Here is a 17,042-nt window from a genome sequence, read left to right as displayed (position 1 = left end):
ACACGCGCGGCGATCTGCGGATCCGACCTGCACCTCCAACACGGCATGATGCCCGACACCCGGGTAGGGATGATGAGGCGTGTGCGAAGGCGCCCGGGACGCCAGGCGCACACACCTCGCATCCGGGCATACCGGACCGCTCAGGTCCTTTCGCGTGCGATCCGGTCGCGCCGCTCCTCCTCGCGCTTCGAGTAGGCGGCCGCGCGGATCGCCTCGTCCGACTCGAGGCCAGTCCCCAGGGCGCCGCCGACGGTCGCGGCCGACGCGACGAACCAGGACAGCACGAACAGGTCACGGTAGCCCAGTGACGAGTGCAGGTAGCCGCCCATCACGGCGGGGTCGAGGACGAACAGCGCCCACATCAGGTTCACCACGTAGAGCGCGAGGTAGCAGATCAGCACCCCGGTGGTCAGGGTCACCAGCGTCGAGGTGTTGTAGAGGCGGGACCTTTCCTTGGCGTGCGCGGAATCGTCGTCGGGGCGGTCCCACAGCTCGCCGTCGATGACGAGCCAGCCGACGACGAGCGCGACGGAGGCGATCGTCGCGACGAGGAGTCGCCACCAGGACAAGGAGCCGGCCAGCAGCCACACCGTGGAGTTGATGGTGGCGATGGCTCCGGTTGCCAGCGCCGCGACGAGCGCGGACTTGAGTCCGGGCACGAGGAGCCACGGACGGTTGGCGAGCACCATGCCAGTGAGCAGCCGCCAGCGACCGCTGCGGTGGGGGAGGCGCACGCGGTGCTCGTCCTGCGAGCTGGTGTCGGCCATCCCGTCGACGAGCGTGCGCACTGCGTGACGGGTCCGTGCCTGCACCCGGATTCCGCCCAGAGCGGGTAGCGACAGCACAGCCGTACGTCGCTGCGGGTCGGTCTCGACCAGCAGATACCGGCCGTCACGGTCCCGAAGCGGAAGCTCGGTCAAGCCGATCACGATGTCCCAGTCGTTCTGGCGAGCCTGGTCCTGCAACCGGCCCACCGCGGTGTCGACGTCCTCCGAACCCGTCGTGAACGGCTCGCTCAAGACCTCCACGTCCCAGGCGCCACGACCACCACCGTCAGGCGGGTCGAGGTCACTCATCCGTCCCGCGATCTCGGTGGGCGAGGCGGGGTCCGCCACCAGACCGATCTGGATCGGCTTCATCTCGACAAACTACCTCATAGGGCGTGCACGGAAGCGAGCTCATCGTGCCGCACTGTGGATCGAGTTGGCGGAAACGGTATGTCGGTGGTCGCTGACATAGTCGTGCTCGTCGAGGTGGGCTGCCTGGACGTAGGTGTCGGGCGCCACCCGCACCCACGGTGGTCGACGCAAGGACCGAGGCGAGGAGTGACCGGACCATGACCAGACCCCACACGGCGACACCCGTGGTGCGTCTCAGGAGGGTCGAGGACCGGGATCTCGACGTGTTCTTCGACCACCAGGCGGATCCGCAGGCGGTCGCGATGGCGGCGTTTCCCGCCCGCGACAGAGATCAGTTCGCGGCGCACTGGGCGAAGGTCCGCGCCGATGACACGAACGTCGTGCGCACCATCGTGGCGGACGGCCTGGTGGCCGGCTATCTCGGCAGCTGGCAGGAGGAGGGGCAGCAGCTGCTCGGCTACTGGGTCGGACGCGAGTGCTGGGGTCGCGGCATCGCCACCCGGGCGCTCGCCCTGTTCGTGGACGAGGTGTCGATCCGGCCGCTGTACGCCCATGTCGCGGTGCACAACGTGGGGTCGGCCCGCGTCCTGGACAAGTGTGGCTTCCGGCGCGATCTCCTGCAGGAGGAGCAGCCGCCGGCACCCGACGACGGAATCGAGGAGTTCGTCTTCGTCCTGGACACGGCCCGTGGTCCCACGCTCTGACGTCGTCCGGCACGTTGGACGGCCGGACGGCGGACAGTGTCAGCGCCAGCCCAGCTCCGGCGCGACGTACCGCACGATGCTGTCCAGCAGGTGCGCGTTGTAGTCGACGCCCAGCTGGTTCGGGATCGTCAGCAGCAGCGTGTCCGCGGCGGCGATCGCCTCGTCCCCGGCGAGCTCCTTGACGAGCTGGTCGACCTCCCCGGCGTACGTCTTGCCGAACCGGGCCGTGCCGCCATCGATGAACCCGACCTGGTCCGCACTCCGCGACTCCGCACCGAAGTACGCGCGGTCGGTGCTGTTGACGATCGGGAAGATGCTGCGGCTGACCGACACCCGCGGCTGGCGCTCGTGGCCGGCTTCCTTCCAAGCGCTCCGGAACATCTGGATCTGCTCGGCCTGGAGCTGGTGGAACGGCACACCGGTGTCCTCGGTGAGCAGCGTCGAGCTCATCAGGTTCATGCCCTGCTCCGCCGTCCAGACGGCGGTCTTGCGCGTCCCGGCACCCCACCAGATCCGGTCCCGTAGGCCGGGCGACTGCGGCTCGATGCCCAGCAGGCCGGGCGGGTTGGGGAACATCGGCCGCGGGCTCGGCTCGGCGAACCGCTGCCCGTCGATCACCTCGAGGAACACCCGGGCGTGCTCGCGCGCCATGTCGGCGTGGTCGTTGCCCTCGCCCGGGTCGTAGCCGAAGTACTTGTAGCCCTCGTTCACCTGCTCCGGTGACCCGCGGCTGATGCCGAGCTGCAACCTGCCGCCGGCGATCAGGTCAGCGGCGCCGGCGTCCTCGGCCATGTAGAGCGGGTTCTCGTAGCGCATGTCGATCACGCCGGTGCCGAGCTCGATACGACTGGTCTTGGCGCCCGCCGCCGCGAGGAGCGGGAACGGCGAGGCGAGCTGTCGAGCGAAGTGGTGCACCCGGAAGTAGGCGCCGTCCGCGCCGACCTCCTCGGCAGCCACCGCGAGGTCGATGGACTGCAGCAGTACGTCGGAGGCCGTCCGCGCCTGCGAGTGCGGCGAGGGGTTCCAGTGGCCGAAGGACAGGAAGCCGATCTTCTTCATGTGCCTACAACCGGCCAGGCCGTCACCTTCTTCCCGCAGCTTGAGACGTGAGCCTCGCACGGCATCCGGCGTCAGATAAGCCGACCGGTTGTCACAGGGTGCGCCCGGTCGGTGTCTGGATGTCGACAGCAAGTTCGACGCCTAGGAGGAGTCATGACCATCCGGATCCCGGCCACAGAGATCACCGGCCTGTACGGCGCACTCGTCAAGACAGTCAGCAAGAGGATGTTCGGACGGGTGCCCGAGTCGCTCGGAGTGATGTGGCACAACGTGCCGGTGCTGAAGGCATCGATGGCCTTCGGCCAGAAGCTGCAGAAGTGGGACCGGTGCGATCAGACCCTGAAGTCGTTCGCGCACATGGCCGTGGCGTCGTACATCGGCTGCTCGTGGTGCCTGGACCTCAACTACTTCATGGCCTTCAACGAGGGACTCGACGTCGACCGAGCGCGTGAGATCCCGCGGTGGCGGGAGTCCGAGGTCTTCACCCCGCTGGAGCGGGAGGTCCTGGAGTACGCCGAGGCGATCAGCAGCACCCCACCGGCGGTGACCGACGAGATGGTGGCCAGCCTCCACGACCAGCTGGGCGCGGCGGCCGTCGTCGAGCTCACCTCGGTGATCGGGTTCGCGAACCTCACCACGCGCAGCAACGTCGCGCTCGGGATCGAGTCCGAGGGCTTCGCGGCCGCCTGCCACCTCGAGCCGCTCGCGGAGCGCCCCGGGGTAGCGTCCCGAGCATGAGCGTCGACCCGTTCGTCACCCACCGCAGCCTGCTCTTCACGGTCGCCTACGAGATGCTCGGCTCCGCTGCTGACGCGGAGGACGTCGTCCAGGAGACCTGGTTGCGGTGGGCGGCGGTCGACCAGGCGATGGTGCAGCACCCGCGCGCGTACTTGGTCCGCTCTGTCACGCGTCAGTCACTCAACCGGCTCCGGACGCTCAGCCGCCGCCGTGAGGAGTATGTCGGCGAGTGGCTGCCTGAGCCCCTGCTGACCGGTCCGGGGGTGGCCGAGGACCTCGAGCTGGCCGAGGGCGTGTCGATCGCGATGCTCACCGTGCTGGAGACGCTCACGCCGACCGAACGTGCGGTGTTCGTGCTGCGCGAGGTCTTCGACGTCCCGTACGACGAGATCGCGGCCGCCGTGGACAAGTCGCAGGCGGCGGTCCGTCAAGTGGCGCACCGGGCCCGGGAGCACGTGGCTGCGCGACGGCCACGCGTGCAGGTCGACCGCACCGAGCAGCAGCAGGTGGTGGAACGGTTCGTCGCCGCGGTGACGGCTGGTGACGTGCAGGGCCTGATGGATGTTCTTGCCCCGGACGTGGTGCTCCTCGCCGACGGCGGCGGGATCGCGCAGGCCGTGCGGGTGCCCGTGGTCGGGGTGAAGAAGGTGGTGAACCTGCTGCGGCCGTACCCGGCGGTGGCGGTCAATCCCGTGATCGGGACCCTCCGGCTCAACGGTGCGGTCGGCCTGCGGATCGAGGACGAGGTGGGCGGCACCACGATCGTCAGCGTCCTCGTGGAGGACGGGCTGATCACGCGGATCTTCGCCATGCGCAACCCGCTCAAGCTCACCCGGCTGGACGAGGAGGCCGAGCTGACCCGCTGAGCGACGACCACAGTCCAGCGTCCGTGCTCGGGGACCGGCTCGTCGAGGTGCGTCCTGGAGACGGCCCAGCCGCCGAAAAGGACGCGTTCCGTCCGGAATGGCTGCGAGACTGCGGGGATGGGCAGGTCGACCGGGGCTTCGGTGACGTGGGGCCAGGCGCTGGCCTGGCGGATGGGTCGGCAGCTGCTTGACCCGGTCGGGTCCGAGTCGGTCGCGGGCGTCGTACGTCGGCTGGGTGCGGTGCTCTCGATGGACGAGTCCCTCGCCGAGCTTGCTGTTCGGACCCGCCGTAGGACATCGCGTCCGGGCGAGCTGGCGGCGGCGCTGGCTCGCGGGGAGGTCGTCAAGGCGTTCGCGTTCCGCGGGTCGATGCACTACCTCTCGCCTGAAGAGGGCGGCATCTATCTGGCCCTGCGATCGGCCGGACGGCAGTGGGAGCTGCCGAGCTGGGTGGAGTACTACGGGCTCACTCCATCGGAGTGGCCGGACTTCCGGGCCGCAGTGCGCGCGGCCCTGAGCGACGGGCCGTTGACCATCGCCGAGCTGGGCCGGGCGGTGAGCGGGCAGCGCGCGTACCGGCACCTGCAGCCGGTCTTCGAGGAGGGCGCGGGCACGCTGATCAAGCCGCTGACCTGGCAGGGCGACATGAGCTTCGGCCCTCCGCGAGACGGTGCCCACACGTTCCAGCGGCTCGACCGCAACCCGAGGTGGCAGGGCATCCCCGACCTCGACGAAGCCGGTCCACGCGCTGTCACGGCGTACTTCCGGACCTATGGGCCGGCGACGCTGGACCACGTGCACTACTGGCTCGGCAGCGGCCTGAGCGCGGGCCGGGCGCGGCTCAGGACCTGGTTCTCCGAGCTCGGCGACCGGCTGGTCGCGGTCGATGTCGAAGGCACCCTCGCGTATGTGGTGCGCGAGGACGTCGACGCCTTGGAGGCCACGCTTCCGTCAGAGGCCGTGCGATTCCTGCCCGGGCACGACCAGTGGGTGATCGGTCCTGGCACGAAGGACGTGCGGGTGACCCCGGCGTCCCGGCGCGACCTGATGACCCGCAAGGCGAACCCCGTGATCGTCGGTGGGGTCGTGTGCGGGACGTGGGTGCTCAAGGGTGACCAGCTCACGGTGACCTGGCTCGACCGACGACAGCGACCCGACGAGGCCCTCGAGCGCGAGGCCGCCCGCCTTGCCGATCTCCTCGGACCGACCCTGCACCTGAGACTGACCTCGTAGGTCACCGACCGGCGTACCGCGAGCCGACCGTCGGCCGGAGGGGCTGGTCGCGGCGGTCATCTCGTTCAGAGGGCGCCGGAGGTGAGTGACCTCAGTCGTGATGCGTCGGGGGAGCCCGGTTCTGCGGTGTAGACGATCATCCGTACGTCGGAGCCAGAGTCGATGCTCTTCCGTGCTCCCTGACAGACCGCTGGCCGGGCTGTGCGCCAGCGGTCCGAGAACTCCGCACTGATGCTGCGCAGGTCTCGGACGAGCTCCTCGAGCTCGGCGTCATCGGGATGCGCCACCTGCGCGACGCGTAGGTCTCCGACCAGCGCGTCCCGGAACTGCTCCCGTTGCTGAGGATCGACCCACATCGCCGAGGTGTCCTCGGTCATCTCGTACCAGACCTGATCGCGTGAGTGCCCGGAGAGGTTCATGGGGTCTCCCATCAGCGCCGACCACGCCGGATTCCACCGCAGCAACCACCAGTCGGCGGCATAGACCGCCGCCGGCCACCGATCTGCTCGGGCGAGCATGCGTGCGCTCGGAGCACGGACGTGTCGACGTACTGATCAACAACGCGGGCATCACCGGTACCTTCGCCCCGCTCGAACGAGCGACGTCCGACGACGTCCTGGACGTGCTCGACACCAACCTGCTCGGCGTGATGCGGGTGACGAACGCATTCGTGCCGCTGCTCGAGCTGTCGGAGAACGCCAGGATCGTCAACGTCTCCTCGGGAGTGGGTTCGTTCCAGGACACGATCGAGTTCGACTACTTCGACTGGCAGGTCGTTCCGCCGGTCTACGCGGTGTCCAAGACGGCCCTCAACCTGCTCACGCTGAAGTACTCCCGCGCCCTCCCCGCCATGCGTGTCAACGCCGCCGACCCCGGATACACCCGGACGGATCTCAACGCCGGCGCCGGCGCCCACGACGTCTCGCAGGGGACCACGAGTACCAGCCTGGTCACCTACCTCCCGAACCGGGGTCCGCGACCGAAGACGCGCTCGCCCTGCTCGCCAGCTGGGCCGTCAGCGAGAACGGCCCCTCGCTGACCCGACAGCCCGGCGAGCAACGACTCTGAAAGGTTCCGCCCAGGTGCGGATCCGTGCGACACGAGTCCATGGCCCGGCCGGGAGATCACGGAGGCTGTACGGCTCCGGTCTCCACGTATGGAGCGGACGCGAGGATTTGAACCTCGACCTCTTCCCTGGAAGGGAAGCGTGCTGCAACTACACCACGTCCGCGAAGCCGGTCCCTGACGAGACCGGCACGTTCGTAGTATGAACCACGTCCGGGATGATCAGGGCGCCACACGACGAGGGGAACCCCACGAACCTACGTCGAGCCCCATCTCTCGACCCACCTCTACGTCGATGTCCGGTTCCCCGACCGCCGGTGTCCACGCTCGCCGGTGACCAGATGGCGCCGGAGCCGCTCGTTGGGGCCGCGTAGGAGAACACCTCCCCGGCCTCAGGGGCATGTCGGACGACCGGCAGGCGTGTGCGCAGATGCCATGCTCCGGTCCATGATCATCGCGCTGATCGGCGACCTCGAGGGCGACCGGGATTGGGCCGTCCGTGTGCTCCGAACGCTCGGAGAGCGCGGTGACGTGCAGGTGGTCTGCCAGTTGGGCGACCTCCGGTTCGGGATGGGCACTGACCCCGAGGGGTACCTAGCCGCCATCGAGTCGGTGTGCGCCGAGTTCGGGATTCGGCTCCTCGGCATCAACGGCAATCACGAGAACTGGGGCCGTCTGGATGAGCTGTGGGCGGAGCCCCGTTGGCAGGGGGAGGGCGGCAGCCACAAGCCGATCGTCGTCTCCGACCACGTCACCTTGCTGCCGCGAGGTCATCGTTGGCACATGGGCAGCCGCTCGTTCGTTGCCCTCGGTGGTGCGCCGTCAGTGAACCGGCTGCTCCTGACCGAGGGCGTTGACTGGTGGCCGACCGAGGTGATCCGAGAGGAACACGTCGATGCCACGATCGCTGGCGGCCATGCCGAGGTCATGCTCACCCACGACAGCCCCGGACCCCCGTACTGCACCGACCCCGTCGCGGACACCCTCACGAACAACCCCTGGGGCTGGCCGGACTCCATCCTTGCCTACGCGGACGACGGCGTCGCGAAGATCACCCGAGCGGTTGTCGGCGTCATGCCCCTGGTCCTCGCCCATGGCCACTTCCACGTGGCCGGTGAGACCGTCGTACGGCTGCCTGGCGCCACGCACGCGACGACGGTCTGGTCGCTGGCGGCGAACCAGGATGCAGGCAACGTTCGACTGCTGGACCTGGACACCCTGACCGATCCAGGTCAGACGGCCGGCCCTGCAGGAGATGTCGCGCTCTGACGCGCGCTCGAGGGGGGGCTAGGGGTGCAGGACGCTGTTCCAGGCCCTGCCCAGATCAGCAACGCTTGCATGGCGGTCAGCCGGGAGCGGCTCGCACGCCTTCTGGATCACCCTCGCCAGCCCGGCGGTCCCGCAGAACGCTGCAGGTTCATCGGTCAGTCGGGTGGCGAAGTGCCACACGATTCGACCGAGGGTGAACACGGTCGTTCGCTGATCGAGCTGCGCGCCAAGCTCGAACTCCTCGGGAGCCATGAACCGAGTGGACCCGAACATGCGGCCCATGTCGTTGGTCGTCGGACCCCGCCGGTAGGAATCGAGGTCGATGACGCTCAGGGTCGGTGCCCGGAAGTCGACGATGAGACAGCCGTCGTACAAGTCGCCAGCCACCCATCCGGCGGCGGCGAGGGCCACGTGCACGTCGATGAGCGTGTCGAACAGACCGAACAGCGCCGATGCCGGCAGGTGCGCCAACCGCTGGTAGGGCGAGGTCGGGTCGCCTCGTTGATCACCCGGCACACGGATCAGGTCTCCGGAGGCGGCCTCGTAGACAAGGGCCGGCCCTACGGGCGACTCGATGACGTTCAGCAGGGCGGGCAGCGCAGGGTGATCGCAGGACGTCGCCAGGTCCACGGCGTTCCGCAACAGACTGACGCGCCCTGCGTGATCGAAGGAGGGGACCGGGGCCCCCGGTGCCGGGGGACCCGGTGGTCCGGCGGTCTTCACGAACAGGCGCTGACCCGCTGACTCCACGAGCCAGGAGACGTTTCCGGAATCCTGGGTGAGGTGGTTGAACTCCCGAAGGACGGTGCCGCACGTTCGGACGTACGCGGCGGGGTCGTGCTCGATCCGGCTGACCACCGTGAGGTTCGACACCTGGGGAGACTATGCGATCGGTCCCGGCGCTCTCGGGGCCCGCGGGCCACGGCCGCTGCGGATCGCGAGACCGAGCGACAGCGGAGCGGTCCTGCGGCTACTCGCAGCCGCTCCCGTCGCCGTCCCGGTCCAGGTGCGACCCGTAGCCCGGGTCGCCGCGGTGGATCGGCGCGGCCCCGGCCGCGCGGACGGCATCGCAGTTCTCGTAGGAGACCGCTGCACCGCCGTTGCCCGACGGCTGCGCGGCGCCGGACGTCGCCTGCTGGACGGGCTGCGGGGTCGTGGACGCCGGGCGGTCCACGTCAGCCGACACCTGGTGCCCGTCCTGCGGGTCCGGCTGAGCGAGCGGCTCGCCGGGGCAGGTGACGAGAACCCGCTCCATCGCGGCCCTCTCCGGTGCAGTCACCCAGAGGTGGTACTGCGCCTTGACCCGGATCTGCCTGGCGGCGTACGAGCAGCGGAACTGCTTGTTCGGCGGCAGCCATGTCGCGAAGTCCGCGTCGCCCTTCTGCCGGTTCAACGACGGGTTCACCAGCATCAGGTTGGTCGGGTCGTTCGCGAGCGCGGCGCGCTGTGCGGCGGACAGCTGCTGGGCCCCGGTCACCCAGGCGTTGCCCAGCGCGACGATGTGTTCTGCGTCGAGGTCCGTGGCGTAGTCGTTGTCGTGCTTGTCGAAGTAGTAGTTCCGATCGCCGCTGTACGGGTCGTAGGCGAGCACTCCGGAGTCGACGACGCAGCCGTTGGACTCGACGACCTCGCGCTGCAGGTCGCGGGCGAGCAGGTCGTTGCGGGTGTCGCAGCCGTTCCGGCTGTAGGAGAAGCCGCCGACCGCGTCGTCCCACTCGGTGCCGAACTGGTTGCGGTCGTACCCGGTCATCGGCGCGCGGCCCTTGACCGTCAGCGCCTCGAGTGCCGCCCACGCGGTCCCCGGCCGGCCCTGCGTGCCCCCAGTCGGGCTCCCCGACGCGGACGGGACAGACGGAGACGGAGACGGCGAAGGCGACGGAGACGCCAGGGGCGACTCGGCCGCTGACGATGTGTCGGTCGCTGTGGCTGTGGCTGCCGAGGTGGGCGACTCCTTCGCGGAAGACGGGTCGTCGGTGCAGCCGGTGAGGACCGCCATCAGCACGGCGGCCACCGCCAGCGGTGCGAGGGCGGGGCGGGTCAGACGCGTCACCACGGGGTCCTCAGCATGGGCGGATCGTGCAGCCGGGTGGTCGGCGGCAGTCATCCTACGATCTGCAGCCCGGGGAGCTCGTGGGGGCTGCGTCCGGTCGGCGACCAGGGCTCGGACCCGGTCCACGGGCCAGATGTGATGCCAGTGCGACAGCACCGCGTCCGTCGGCTCACCCGTTTCCAGGTCCCCTGACAGGCCAAGTCGGTATCGCCGTTGATGGCGTGGAAGCCACGGCGACGTAGTTCCCTGCTGACCGAGTCTTGCCGGGGGCAGTGCTGCACGCCTTGCCAATGACGCCGTGCTGGAGGTGAGTCGCCGCACCCCTGAAGAGGTCGTCGGCGAGGTGGAGAGCCTGCTTCGTACCTAGCCCGACGTCGAAGGGGTGCGGGCCCCGAGCCCGGCCCCGGGGGAGGCGGTCGGCAGCGCAAGGATGGTGACGTGGAGATCATGGATGCCCTGCTGCGCGCCCAGGAGGCCGCCGCGCCCGAAGTGGGCCGCGGCCGGCTGGCGGAGTACATCCCCAGCCTGGCGGCCGTGGATCCGCGCCAGTTCGGGATGGTGATCGCCTCCTGCGACGGCCAGGTGCACGTCATCGGTGACGCCGACGTGCCCTTCTCGGTGCAGAGCATCAGCAAGGTCTTCACGCTCGCGCTGGTCGTCGCCGCCGAGGGAGAACGAATCTGGGAACGGGTGTCCCGCGAACCGTCGGGCAACCCGTTCAACTCCCTGCTCCAGCTCGACCAGGAGGCGGGGCGACCCCGCAACCCGTTCATCAACGCCGGTGCCCTCGTCGTCACCGACCGTCTGCATTCGCTCACCGGCAACGGGTACGGCGCCCTTCGCGACCTGATGCGCGGGGAGAGTGGCCGTGCCGACGTGGGCAGCGACCCCGAGGTGGCCCGTTCGGAGCTCGAGGCCGGCCACCGCACATCGGCTCTCGCTCATCTGCTCGCCAGCTACGGGAACCTGGAGTGTCCCGTCGACCAGGTGATCGACCAGTACGTCGCGCAGTGCGCTCTCTCGATGAGCTGCCGCGAGCTGGCGCTCGCCGGGCTCTTCCTCGCCCGCGACGGTGTTCTCTCGGACGGTACGCCGCTGCTGAGCGCGCGGCAGACGAAGCGGGTGAACGCCGTGATGCTCACCTGCGGCACGTACGACTCGGCCGGCGAGTTCGCCTACCGAGTGGGACTGCCGGCCAAGAGCGGCGTCGGGGGCGGCATCCTGGCCGTCATCCCCGACCGGGGTGTCGCCTGCGTGTGGAGTCCCGCGCTGGGCCCCTCCGGCAGCTCGGCGGCCGGGCTGGCCGCGTTGGACGCGTTCACCACGTACTCCGACTGGACGGTCTTCTGAGCCTCGGCCGGCGGCGTGCACCGGCCTCCCACCTGCAGCCCCCGGCCTGGTCGGGCTTGGTCACGCGTGGGCGCCCAGCCAGGCGACGACGTCGGCGGTGACCTGGTCGCGGTTGATCTCGTTGAGGATCTCGTGGCGGGCGCCGTCGTACACCTTCACCGTCACGTCGACCAGTCCGGCGTCGCGGTAGCGCTGACCGAGCACCTCCACGAGCTGCCCGTTGCCGGCCAGCGGGTCGTCGGAGCCGGAGACGAGCAGCAGTGGCAGGTCGGACCGGATGCCGGCGAGCGCGTCGGGGTCTGCGAGCGTCCCCGCGGCACCGAAGAGCGCCGGCACCGTCTCGTCCGGCAGGTCGAAGCCGCACAGCGGGTCGGCGACGTAGCGGTCGACCTCGGCCACGTCGCGCGAGAGCCACTCGTAGCCGGTGCGGTGCTCGAATCCCGCGTTGAAGGCCTCGAGCCCGGCTGGTCCCTCGGCCTCGGCCATGCCGGCTGCCAGCAGGTCGAGCGCAGTGCTGCCGGAGAGGACCACCCCGGCGTACTGCTCGGAACGGGTGAGGAGGACCGACTGGGCGGCAAACGAGCCCATCGAGTGGGCGAAGAGGAACAGCGGCAGGTCGTCGCGCACGCTCGCGCCGTACGCCGCCACGTCGGCGATCAGCGCCTCGAACCCGGCGGCGCCGAAGTCTCCGGGGGTCCCCACGATCGAGGCGCCGTGCCCGCGGTGGTCGAGGGCGCGGACCGTGTAGCCGGCCTCGTTCAGGGCCCGGGCGAACCGGTCGTAGCGGGCGGAGTGCTCGGCGAGGCCGTGGGCGACCTGCACCACGCCGCGTGCGTCGGCGACGTGCCACTCGTAGCCGGCCAGCTCGAGGCCGTCGACGGGCGAGGTGAAGCTGGTGCGCTGCATGCTCATGGCCGCACCCTAGGGGTCCAGCGCCCCTCTCGGCCACGTTCCGCTCCTCCTCGGCCGTCCGGCACGTTCGTTCGGGGGCCGGTCTCACCAACGCGGGATGAGGTGCACAGGGACCAGGGGCGGCAGAGTCCGGAACGGCCGTCGCAGGACCCGACCCGAAGGCAGGTTGCAGCATGAGTGTCAACGTTGATGAGCTCGGTCCGGTCGACTGGATCGTGGTGGAGTTCCCCGGCACGCAGATGACCGGTGAGATCGCCCCCATTCTCGAGGAGTACGTCGAGAGGGGGGCTCGTGAAGATCCTCGACCTGTTGTTCCTGACCAAGGGCGAGGACGGGCAGGTGGACGCCTTCGAGGCCACCGACTTTGAGGACAACCCGCTGGGTCGGCTGCGCACCAGCGAGGCCGAGCTGGCGATGGTGCTGAGCGAGCAGGACGTGCTCGACCTGGCCGAGACGATCGAGCCGGGCAGCTCCGCCGCGGTGCTCGTCTGGGAGAACCTGTGGGCCGCCCCGCTCGGCTCCGCCATACGCCACGCCGGCGGCCAGCTCGCCGCCAGTGGGCGGATCCCCGTGCAAGCCGTGCTGGCAGCGGCCGAGGCCGACGCCCAGGCGACCGATCAAGCCACCGAGAAAGAGGGAGTCTGACATGCCACTCGCAGCCCGCCGCAGGCGGCGGACCATCGCAGCAGTCGGCGGCGCCGCCGTCGTGGCGCACGGCATCCACCGCCGCGGTGACCGGCGCGAGGACCGGCGCGACGATCGGGGTGACCGCCGAGAGGACCGGGGTGACCGTCGCGAGGACCGTCGGGACTAGCCCCGTCGTTCACGCCGGGTGGATCAGCCCTCGTACGGGTTCCCACCGAGCTTGATCGTGCTGTTCGTCGTCAGCCTCATGACCAGTCCCATCCTTGGTCAGGGTTACCCGAACGCCGCCAAGGCGTCGACGACGCGTCGCGGGTCGCACGGGAAGGGACAGGTGACGCGCAGCACCCGGGAGGCACCGTCCATCACGGCAGCGAGGAGCCCCTCCTCGTCGGCGATGGCGGCGTCCCGTGCGCCCGCGCGGTGGGGGAGGCCGGCGTACGCTCCGCGCTCCTGCAGGTCGTACCAGGTGCGTCGTTCGTAGGCTGCCGTCCTGGCCAGCCGCTGCGCAGCCCATCCGGACGGCGCCTCCTCCACGACCACCCTGTCGGTGGGGCCGGTGAGAAGCAGGACCACGGTGGTCAGCTGCACTCGCCGCGCCGGATCGTCGACCTGGCCGTACGCCTGACGGATCTCGCTCGGGGACAGACCTGCTCGGTCACCCAGCTCGACGGCACGCCCGACCAGGCCGGTCGCCAGCCGGGTGACCCGTCCGCTCCCCGCCCGGTCGAGCAGGGGACCCGTCCCGGTCCGGACGAGACGGGTGGCGACGAGCTGGGCTCGCGCGCGTCCCGGCAGGGCCGCCTGGAGCCGAGGCAGCGCCGTCATGACCCAGCCGCGGACTCCGACCCCGACGGGGAAGGCCGAGATCTCGCCGTCGGCGCCGGCCACGGTCCACTTGTCGCTCAGGAAGCTCGCACCGGCCTCGACCAGCGCCAGCGCCACCTCTGTCTTCCCCGACTCCGACCACCCGCTGACGAGGGTGCCTCCCGTGGGGCCACCATCGACGGCCGCCCCGTGCACGGCGACGGCGTGTCGGTCGCGCAGTGCCTGGTGCATGGCCGGCCGGATCACGTCGCGCCAGCACAGCCCGATGTCCAGGCCGGCCTGGACGTCGATCCGCACGGGGGCCTCGTGCGGCGGCGGCACCGCCAGCCAGCGACCGCCGAAGCGGGCGAGGAGCCGACCGTCGCGGTCGACCGCCGTCATCCGCTGGTCGTTGGCCGGCCCCTGGACCTCGAGGAGGTCCGGCGACGGCAGGCGACCGACGATGACATCGGCATCGCCGGTCCGCTCCGCAGGGAGGAAGGGATCGAGCTCGACACCGATCGCGTCCCGCTGTTCCGGGTCGACCCCCCTCGACCCTCATCCGCAGTCGCCCAGCGAGGTCCCACGAAGCGGTCGATGCCGTTGACATACCGGCGAAGATACTCGGTGGGGTCCGCCGGCCCCGGCGTCTCGGTGACGCGCAGCGCGCCGCGGGGGCCGAGCCGTGCGTCCCGGGGCTCAGTAGCCGAGGTGACCCCTGGCCCGGATGACCAGGGAGAACACCTTGGGCGGCTGGTGCTGGTCGCACCCGAAGCCGTGGCCCTGCACCCGGTAGGTGCCCCGGCCGTCCACCTTGGCGTAGGCACCGGTGCCGGACACGGCTGTCCAGGTGCCACGCTCCCTGAACCTGAAGTAGCAGGTCTTCGGGTCGTGGGACTCGTGCGTGCTGCCCTTCGCCGCATGGTGGCGGACCACCACGTTCCCGGCGGGGAACTCGAACCGGTCCCGGTGGGCGTTGATCGCGACGTCGGTGCCCTGGGCGTGGATCGGGCCGAACCCGGCGACGGTGCCGCCGCCCTCCTCGCTCGGGTCGGTGCTGATCACCAGGAAGCGCTGGTGGCCTGCGGCGGCGGCCGACTGCCCGGTCGCGCTGGACGCCGGGAGGCCGAGCATCACTCCGGTCAACGCTGCGGTGAGGACGAGTGCGCGGGCACGTGATGTGGTCATGAGGGACCCCTCCTCTGTTGCGCCGTCGAGAACGACTCTCGGTCATCGTGCGCGCTCGACGGCCGTTGCACATGGCACGGACGACCTAATCCATCCGGGGCTGCCCAGCGGGACAGAGTCCGCATCACGGGCACCGTCAGCACGTTCCGCGACGAGGAGGGACGCGCCGCCGCTCCGTTGACTGGGTCCTTCGGGTCATGAGGAGCCGGCCGGGTCGGCACTAGCATGGCGGGCGACTCCTCGGCCGCGCACCGTTGCCGCCCAGGAGGTGGCGACCCGACGAGCGAACCGCACGACCTGGACTACCGGGAGGGTGTGCCATGAGGGTTGTCGTCGACCTCGCACGATGCCAGGGGTACGGGCAGTGCGTCTTCCTCGCGCCGGAGGTCTTCTCGATGGACGGCGAGGAAGCGCTGTTCTACGACCTCGGACCTGACGAGGCCCAACGCACCAAGGTGCTGCGGGCCGCGGCGGCCTGCCCGGTCCAGGCCCTGCAGGTCGAGGGCAAGGACGTCGAGCCAGGTCGGGCGTCGCACGACGAGGCGCGCGAGGACCGTGCCGCCGACCGGGGGAGCGACCGGGTGTTCCTGCGGTCGGGGCGCGTGGTGGTCGTCGGCGCCTCGCTGGCCGGGTTGCGGGGGGCCGAGATGCTCCGAGCCGAGGGCTTCGAGGGCTCGCTGACCGTGATCGGGGACGAGCCCTACGAACCGTACGACCGGCCCCCGTTGTCCAAGCAGGTCCTGGCCGGACGCATCCCCGCGGACGGTACGGCGCTCCCGCGGCTGCGCGACATCGCGGCCACCTGGCGTCTCGGCACGGCGGCGACCGGACTGGACATGATGGCCAAGCGAGTGCTCCTCGCCGACGGGCAGGAGGTGCCGTTCGACCGCCTGCTCATCGCGACCGGCGTCCGCGCCCGGCCGTGGCCGGACGAGGACGAGGCAGCGCTCGAGGGCGTGATCTCGGTGCGGACCCGCGACGACGGGGCCCGGTTGCGGGAGCTCGTGGCGGCGGGACCCCGGCGGGTGCTGATCATCGGGGCCGGTTTCGCGGGCTCCGAGGCGGCGTCGGTGTGCCGCTCCCTCGGTCTGCCGGTGACCGTCGTGGAGGCCGGGGACGCGCCGCTGGTGGGCGCCCTGGGCAGCGTCGTCGGGCGGATCGCCGCGGGACTTCAGCGGGAGCACGGTGTCGACCTGCGGTGCGGGGTCACCGTCACCTCCCTGGACGGGGACCCCGCCGGGCGGCTCCGGCGCGCGCACCTCTCGGACGGCAGCGTGCTCGACGTCGACGTGGCCGTGGCTGCGCTCGGCGGGATCCGGAACGTCGAGTGGCTGCGCGGCTCCGGCCTCGCGGCCGGGGTCTGGGGAGTGGCCTGTGACGCGGGCTGCCGCGCCTTCGACGTCAACGGGCTGGTCACCGACGACGTGTTCGTCGCGGGCGACGTGGCGCGCGCCCCGCACCCGCTGTTCGGCTACGAGTTCCTGGCGCTCGAGCACTGGGGCAACGCGGTGGCCGAGGCCGAGATCGCGGCGCACAACATGGTGCACGCGGAGACCGGCCGGTGGCCGCACCTGGCCGTGCCGGAGTTCTGGTCGTCCCAGTTCGGCGTCAACATCAAGTCCGTCGGCGTCCCGAGCCTCGCCGACGAGGTCGTCGTCACGCAGGGGTCCGTGGAGTCCCGTCGCTTCGTCGCCGCGTACGGCTTCCAGGGCCGGATCATCGGAGCGGTCTCCTTCGACCACGCGCTCTGGCTGGACTTCTACAAGGACCTGATCGAGGAGGCCGCCCCGTTCCCACCGGCCTTCCCGATGGTCGGGGGGGACGGGATGCGAGCCACCCCGGCAGGCTTCCCGGCGCCGTCGGTCCCCACGCACGACGCCACGGTCGTGGTGACCGGCCACGAGCCTAGCGAGCGGCGGGCGGCGTACGTGCGACAGCGCCGCGACGCGAGTCCCACGCCCCTGCGGGCGTTCCGGCAGGCCCAGCCCAGGAAGCCGGGCTGAGCAGATTCGAGAGGGTG

At 70.5% G+C, this 17,042-nt stretch carries 17 protein-coding genes and 1 tRNA gene; 9 read left to right on the top strand and 9 right to left on the bottom strand.

Annotated elements, in window-relative coordinates; all coding sequences use genetic code 11:
• Positions 1-140: 140 nt before the first annotated feature.
• Positions 141-1,139: a hypothetical protein gene (locus tag KRR39_RS10100; protein WP_216941892.1), complete on the bottom strand. Its 999-nt coding sequence runs from the start codon at positions 1,137-1,139 to the stop codon at positions 141-143.
• A gap of 197 nt (positions 1,140-1,336) precedes the next feature.
• On the opposite strand from KRR39_RS10100, the gene KRR39_RS10095 reads away from it, so the two are divergent.
• Positions 1,337-1,843: a GNAT family N-acetyltransferase gene (locus tag KRR39_RS10095; protein WP_216941891.1), complete on the top strand. Its 507-nt coding sequence runs from the start codon at positions 1,337-1,339 to the stop codon at positions 1,841-1,843.
• Positions 1,844-1,882: 39 nt separating this feature from the next.
• Here KRR39_RS10095 and KRR39_RS10090 read toward each other — a convergent pair whose 3' ends face one another.
• A complete protein-coding gene (locus KRR39_RS10090; protein WP_216941890.1) occupies positions 1,883-2,902 on the bottom strand; it encodes an LLM class flavin-dependent oxidoreductase in 1,020 nt (339 codons plus the stop codon).
• A gap of 153 nt (positions 2,903-3,055) precedes the next feature.
• Between KRR39_RS10090 and KRR39_RS10085 the strand changes: the two genes are divergently transcribed.
• The 3 genes from KRR39_RS10085 to KRR39_RS10075 all read left to right on the top strand — a co-directional run bounded on the left by KRR39_RS10085 (position 3,056) and on the right by KRR39_RS10075 (position 5,739).
• Positions 3,056-3,640, top strand: coding sequence for a carboxymuconolactone decarboxylase family protein (locus tag KRR39_RS10085; protein ID WP_216941889.1), 585 nt, complete (start codon positions 3,056-3,058; stop codon positions 3,638-3,640).
• Positions 3,637-4,506, top strand: coding sequence for an RNA polymerase sigma-70 factor (locus KRR39_RS10080; RefSeq protein ID WP_216941888.1), 870 nt, complete (start codon positions 3,637-3,639; stop codon positions 4,504-4,506). The genes KRR39_RS10085 and KRR39_RS10080 overlap by 4 nt, the downstream gene beginning before the upstream one ends.
• A gap of 117 nt (positions 4,507-4,623) precedes the next feature.
• Positions 4,624-5,739: a winged helix DNA-binding domain-containing protein gene (locus KRR39_RS10075; RefSeq protein ID WP_216941887.1), complete on the top strand. Its 1,116-nt coding sequence runs from the start codon at positions 4,624-4,626 to the stop codon at positions 5,737-5,739.
• Between the two features lie 65 nt (positions 5,740-5,804).
• On the opposite strand, the gene KRR39_RS10070 is transcribed toward KRR39_RS10075, so the two are convergent.
• Positions 5,805-6,257: an MmyB family transcriptional regulator gene (locus KRR39_RS10070; protein WP_216941886.1), complete on the bottom strand. Its 453-nt coding sequence runs from the start codon at positions 6,255-6,257 to the stop codon at positions 5,805-5,807.
• A 2-nt stretch (positions 6,258-6,259) separates the two neighbouring features.
• On the opposite strand from KRR39_RS10070, the gene KRR39_RS10065 reads away from it, so the two are divergent.
• On the top strand, positions 6,260-6,778 hold the full coding sequence (locus tag KRR39_RS10065) for an SDR family NAD(P)-dependent oxidoreductase (RefSeq protein ID WP_216941885.1): 519 nt from the start codon (positions 6,260-6,262) through the stop codon (positions 6,776-6,778).
• 118 nt (positions 6,779-6,896) lie between these two features.
• On the opposite strand, the gene KRR39_RS10060 is transcribed toward KRR39_RS10065, so the two are convergent.
• Positions 6,897-6,970, bottom strand: a tRNA-Gly gene (locus KRR39_RS10060).
• Between the two features lie 281 nt (positions 6,971-7,251).
• Between KRR39_RS10060 and KRR39_RS10055 the strand changes: the two genes are divergently transcribed.
• Positions 7,252-8,073 carry a metallophosphoesterase gene (locus KRR39_RS10055; RefSeq protein WP_216941884.1) on the top strand — a complete coding sequence of 274 codons (822 nt, stop codon included), beginning with the start codon at positions 7,252-7,254 and terminating at the stop codon, positions 8,071-8,073.
• Between the two features lie 18 nt (positions 8,074-8,091).
• Here the strand turns inward: KRR39_RS10055 and KRR39_RS10050 are convergent, their stop codons facing one another.
• Positions 8,092-8,946: a hypothetical protein gene (locus tag KRR39_RS10050; protein ID WP_216941883.1), complete on the bottom strand. Its 855-nt coding sequence runs from the start codon at positions 8,944-8,946 to the stop codon at positions 8,092-8,094.
• Positions 8,947-9,043: 97 nt separating this feature from the next.
• Complete coding sequence (locus KRR39_RS10045) at positions 9,044-9,823, bottom strand: GmrSD restriction endonuclease domain-containing protein (RefSeq protein ID WP_254185650.1); 780 nt, start codon at positions 9,821-9,823, stop codon at positions 9,044-9,046.
• A gap of 747 nt (positions 9,824-10,570) precedes the next feature.
• On the opposite strand from KRR39_RS10045, the gene KRR39_RS10040 reads away from it, so the two are divergent.
• Positions 10,571-11,473 (top strand): glutaminase, encoded by a 903-nt coding sequence (locus KRR39_RS10040; protein ID WP_254185710.1) that lies wholly within the window; start codon positions 10,571-10,573, stop codon positions 11,471-11,473.
• Positions 11,474-11,533: 60 nt separating this feature from the next.
• On the opposite strand, the gene KRR39_RS10035 is transcribed toward KRR39_RS10040, so the two are convergent.
• A complete protein-coding gene (locus KRR39_RS10035) occupies positions 11,534-12,385 on the bottom strand; it encodes an alpha/beta fold hydrolase (protein ID WP_216941880.1) in 852 nt (283 codons plus the stop codon).
• A gap of 291 nt (positions 12,386-12,676) precedes the next feature.
• On the opposite strand from KRR39_RS10035, the gene KRR39_RS10030 reads away from it, so the two are divergent.
• Positions 12,677-13,030: a DUF6325 family protein gene (locus tag KRR39_RS10030; RefSeq protein WP_216941879.1), complete on the top strand. Its 354-nt coding sequence runs from the start codon at positions 12,677-12,679 to the stop codon at positions 13,028-13,030.
• A 273-nt stretch (positions 13,031-13,303) separates the two neighbouring features.
• Here the strand turns inward: KRR39_RS10030 and KRR39_RS10025 are convergent, their stop codons facing one another.
• Both KRR39_RS10025 and KRR39_RS10020 read right to left on the bottom strand, forming a co-directional pair.
• Positions 13,304-14,236: a phosphoenolpyruvate carboxykinase (ATP) gene (locus tag KRR39_RS10025; RefSeq protein ID WP_216941878.1), complete on the bottom strand. Its 933-nt coding sequence runs from the start codon at positions 14,234-14,236 to the stop codon at positions 13,304-13,306.
• 297 nt (positions 14,237-14,533) lie between these two features.
• A complete protein-coding gene (locus KRR39_RS10020; RefSeq protein ID WP_216941877.1) occupies positions 14,534-15,022 on the bottom strand; it encodes a hypothetical protein in 489 nt (162 codons plus the stop codon).
• A 320-nt stretch (positions 15,023-15,342) separates the two neighbouring features.
• On the opposite strand from KRR39_RS10020, the gene KRR39_RS10015 reads away from it, so the two are divergent.
• Positions 15,343-17,025, top strand: a complete 1,683-nt coding sequence (locus tag KRR39_RS10015) for an FAD-dependent oxidoreductase (protein WP_216941876.1) — start codon at positions 15,343-15,345, stop codon at positions 17,023-17,025.
• Positions 17,026-17,042 lie beyond the last annotated feature (17 nt).

This window comes from Nocardioides panacis, assembly GCF_019039255.1.
Lineage (GTDB): Bacteria > Actinomycetota > Actinomycetes > Propionibacteriales > Nocardioidaceae > Nocardioides_B > Nocardioides_B panacis.
Note: the sequence above shows the minus strand (reverse complement) of the source record. Positions and strands in the feature narration are given on the sequence as shown.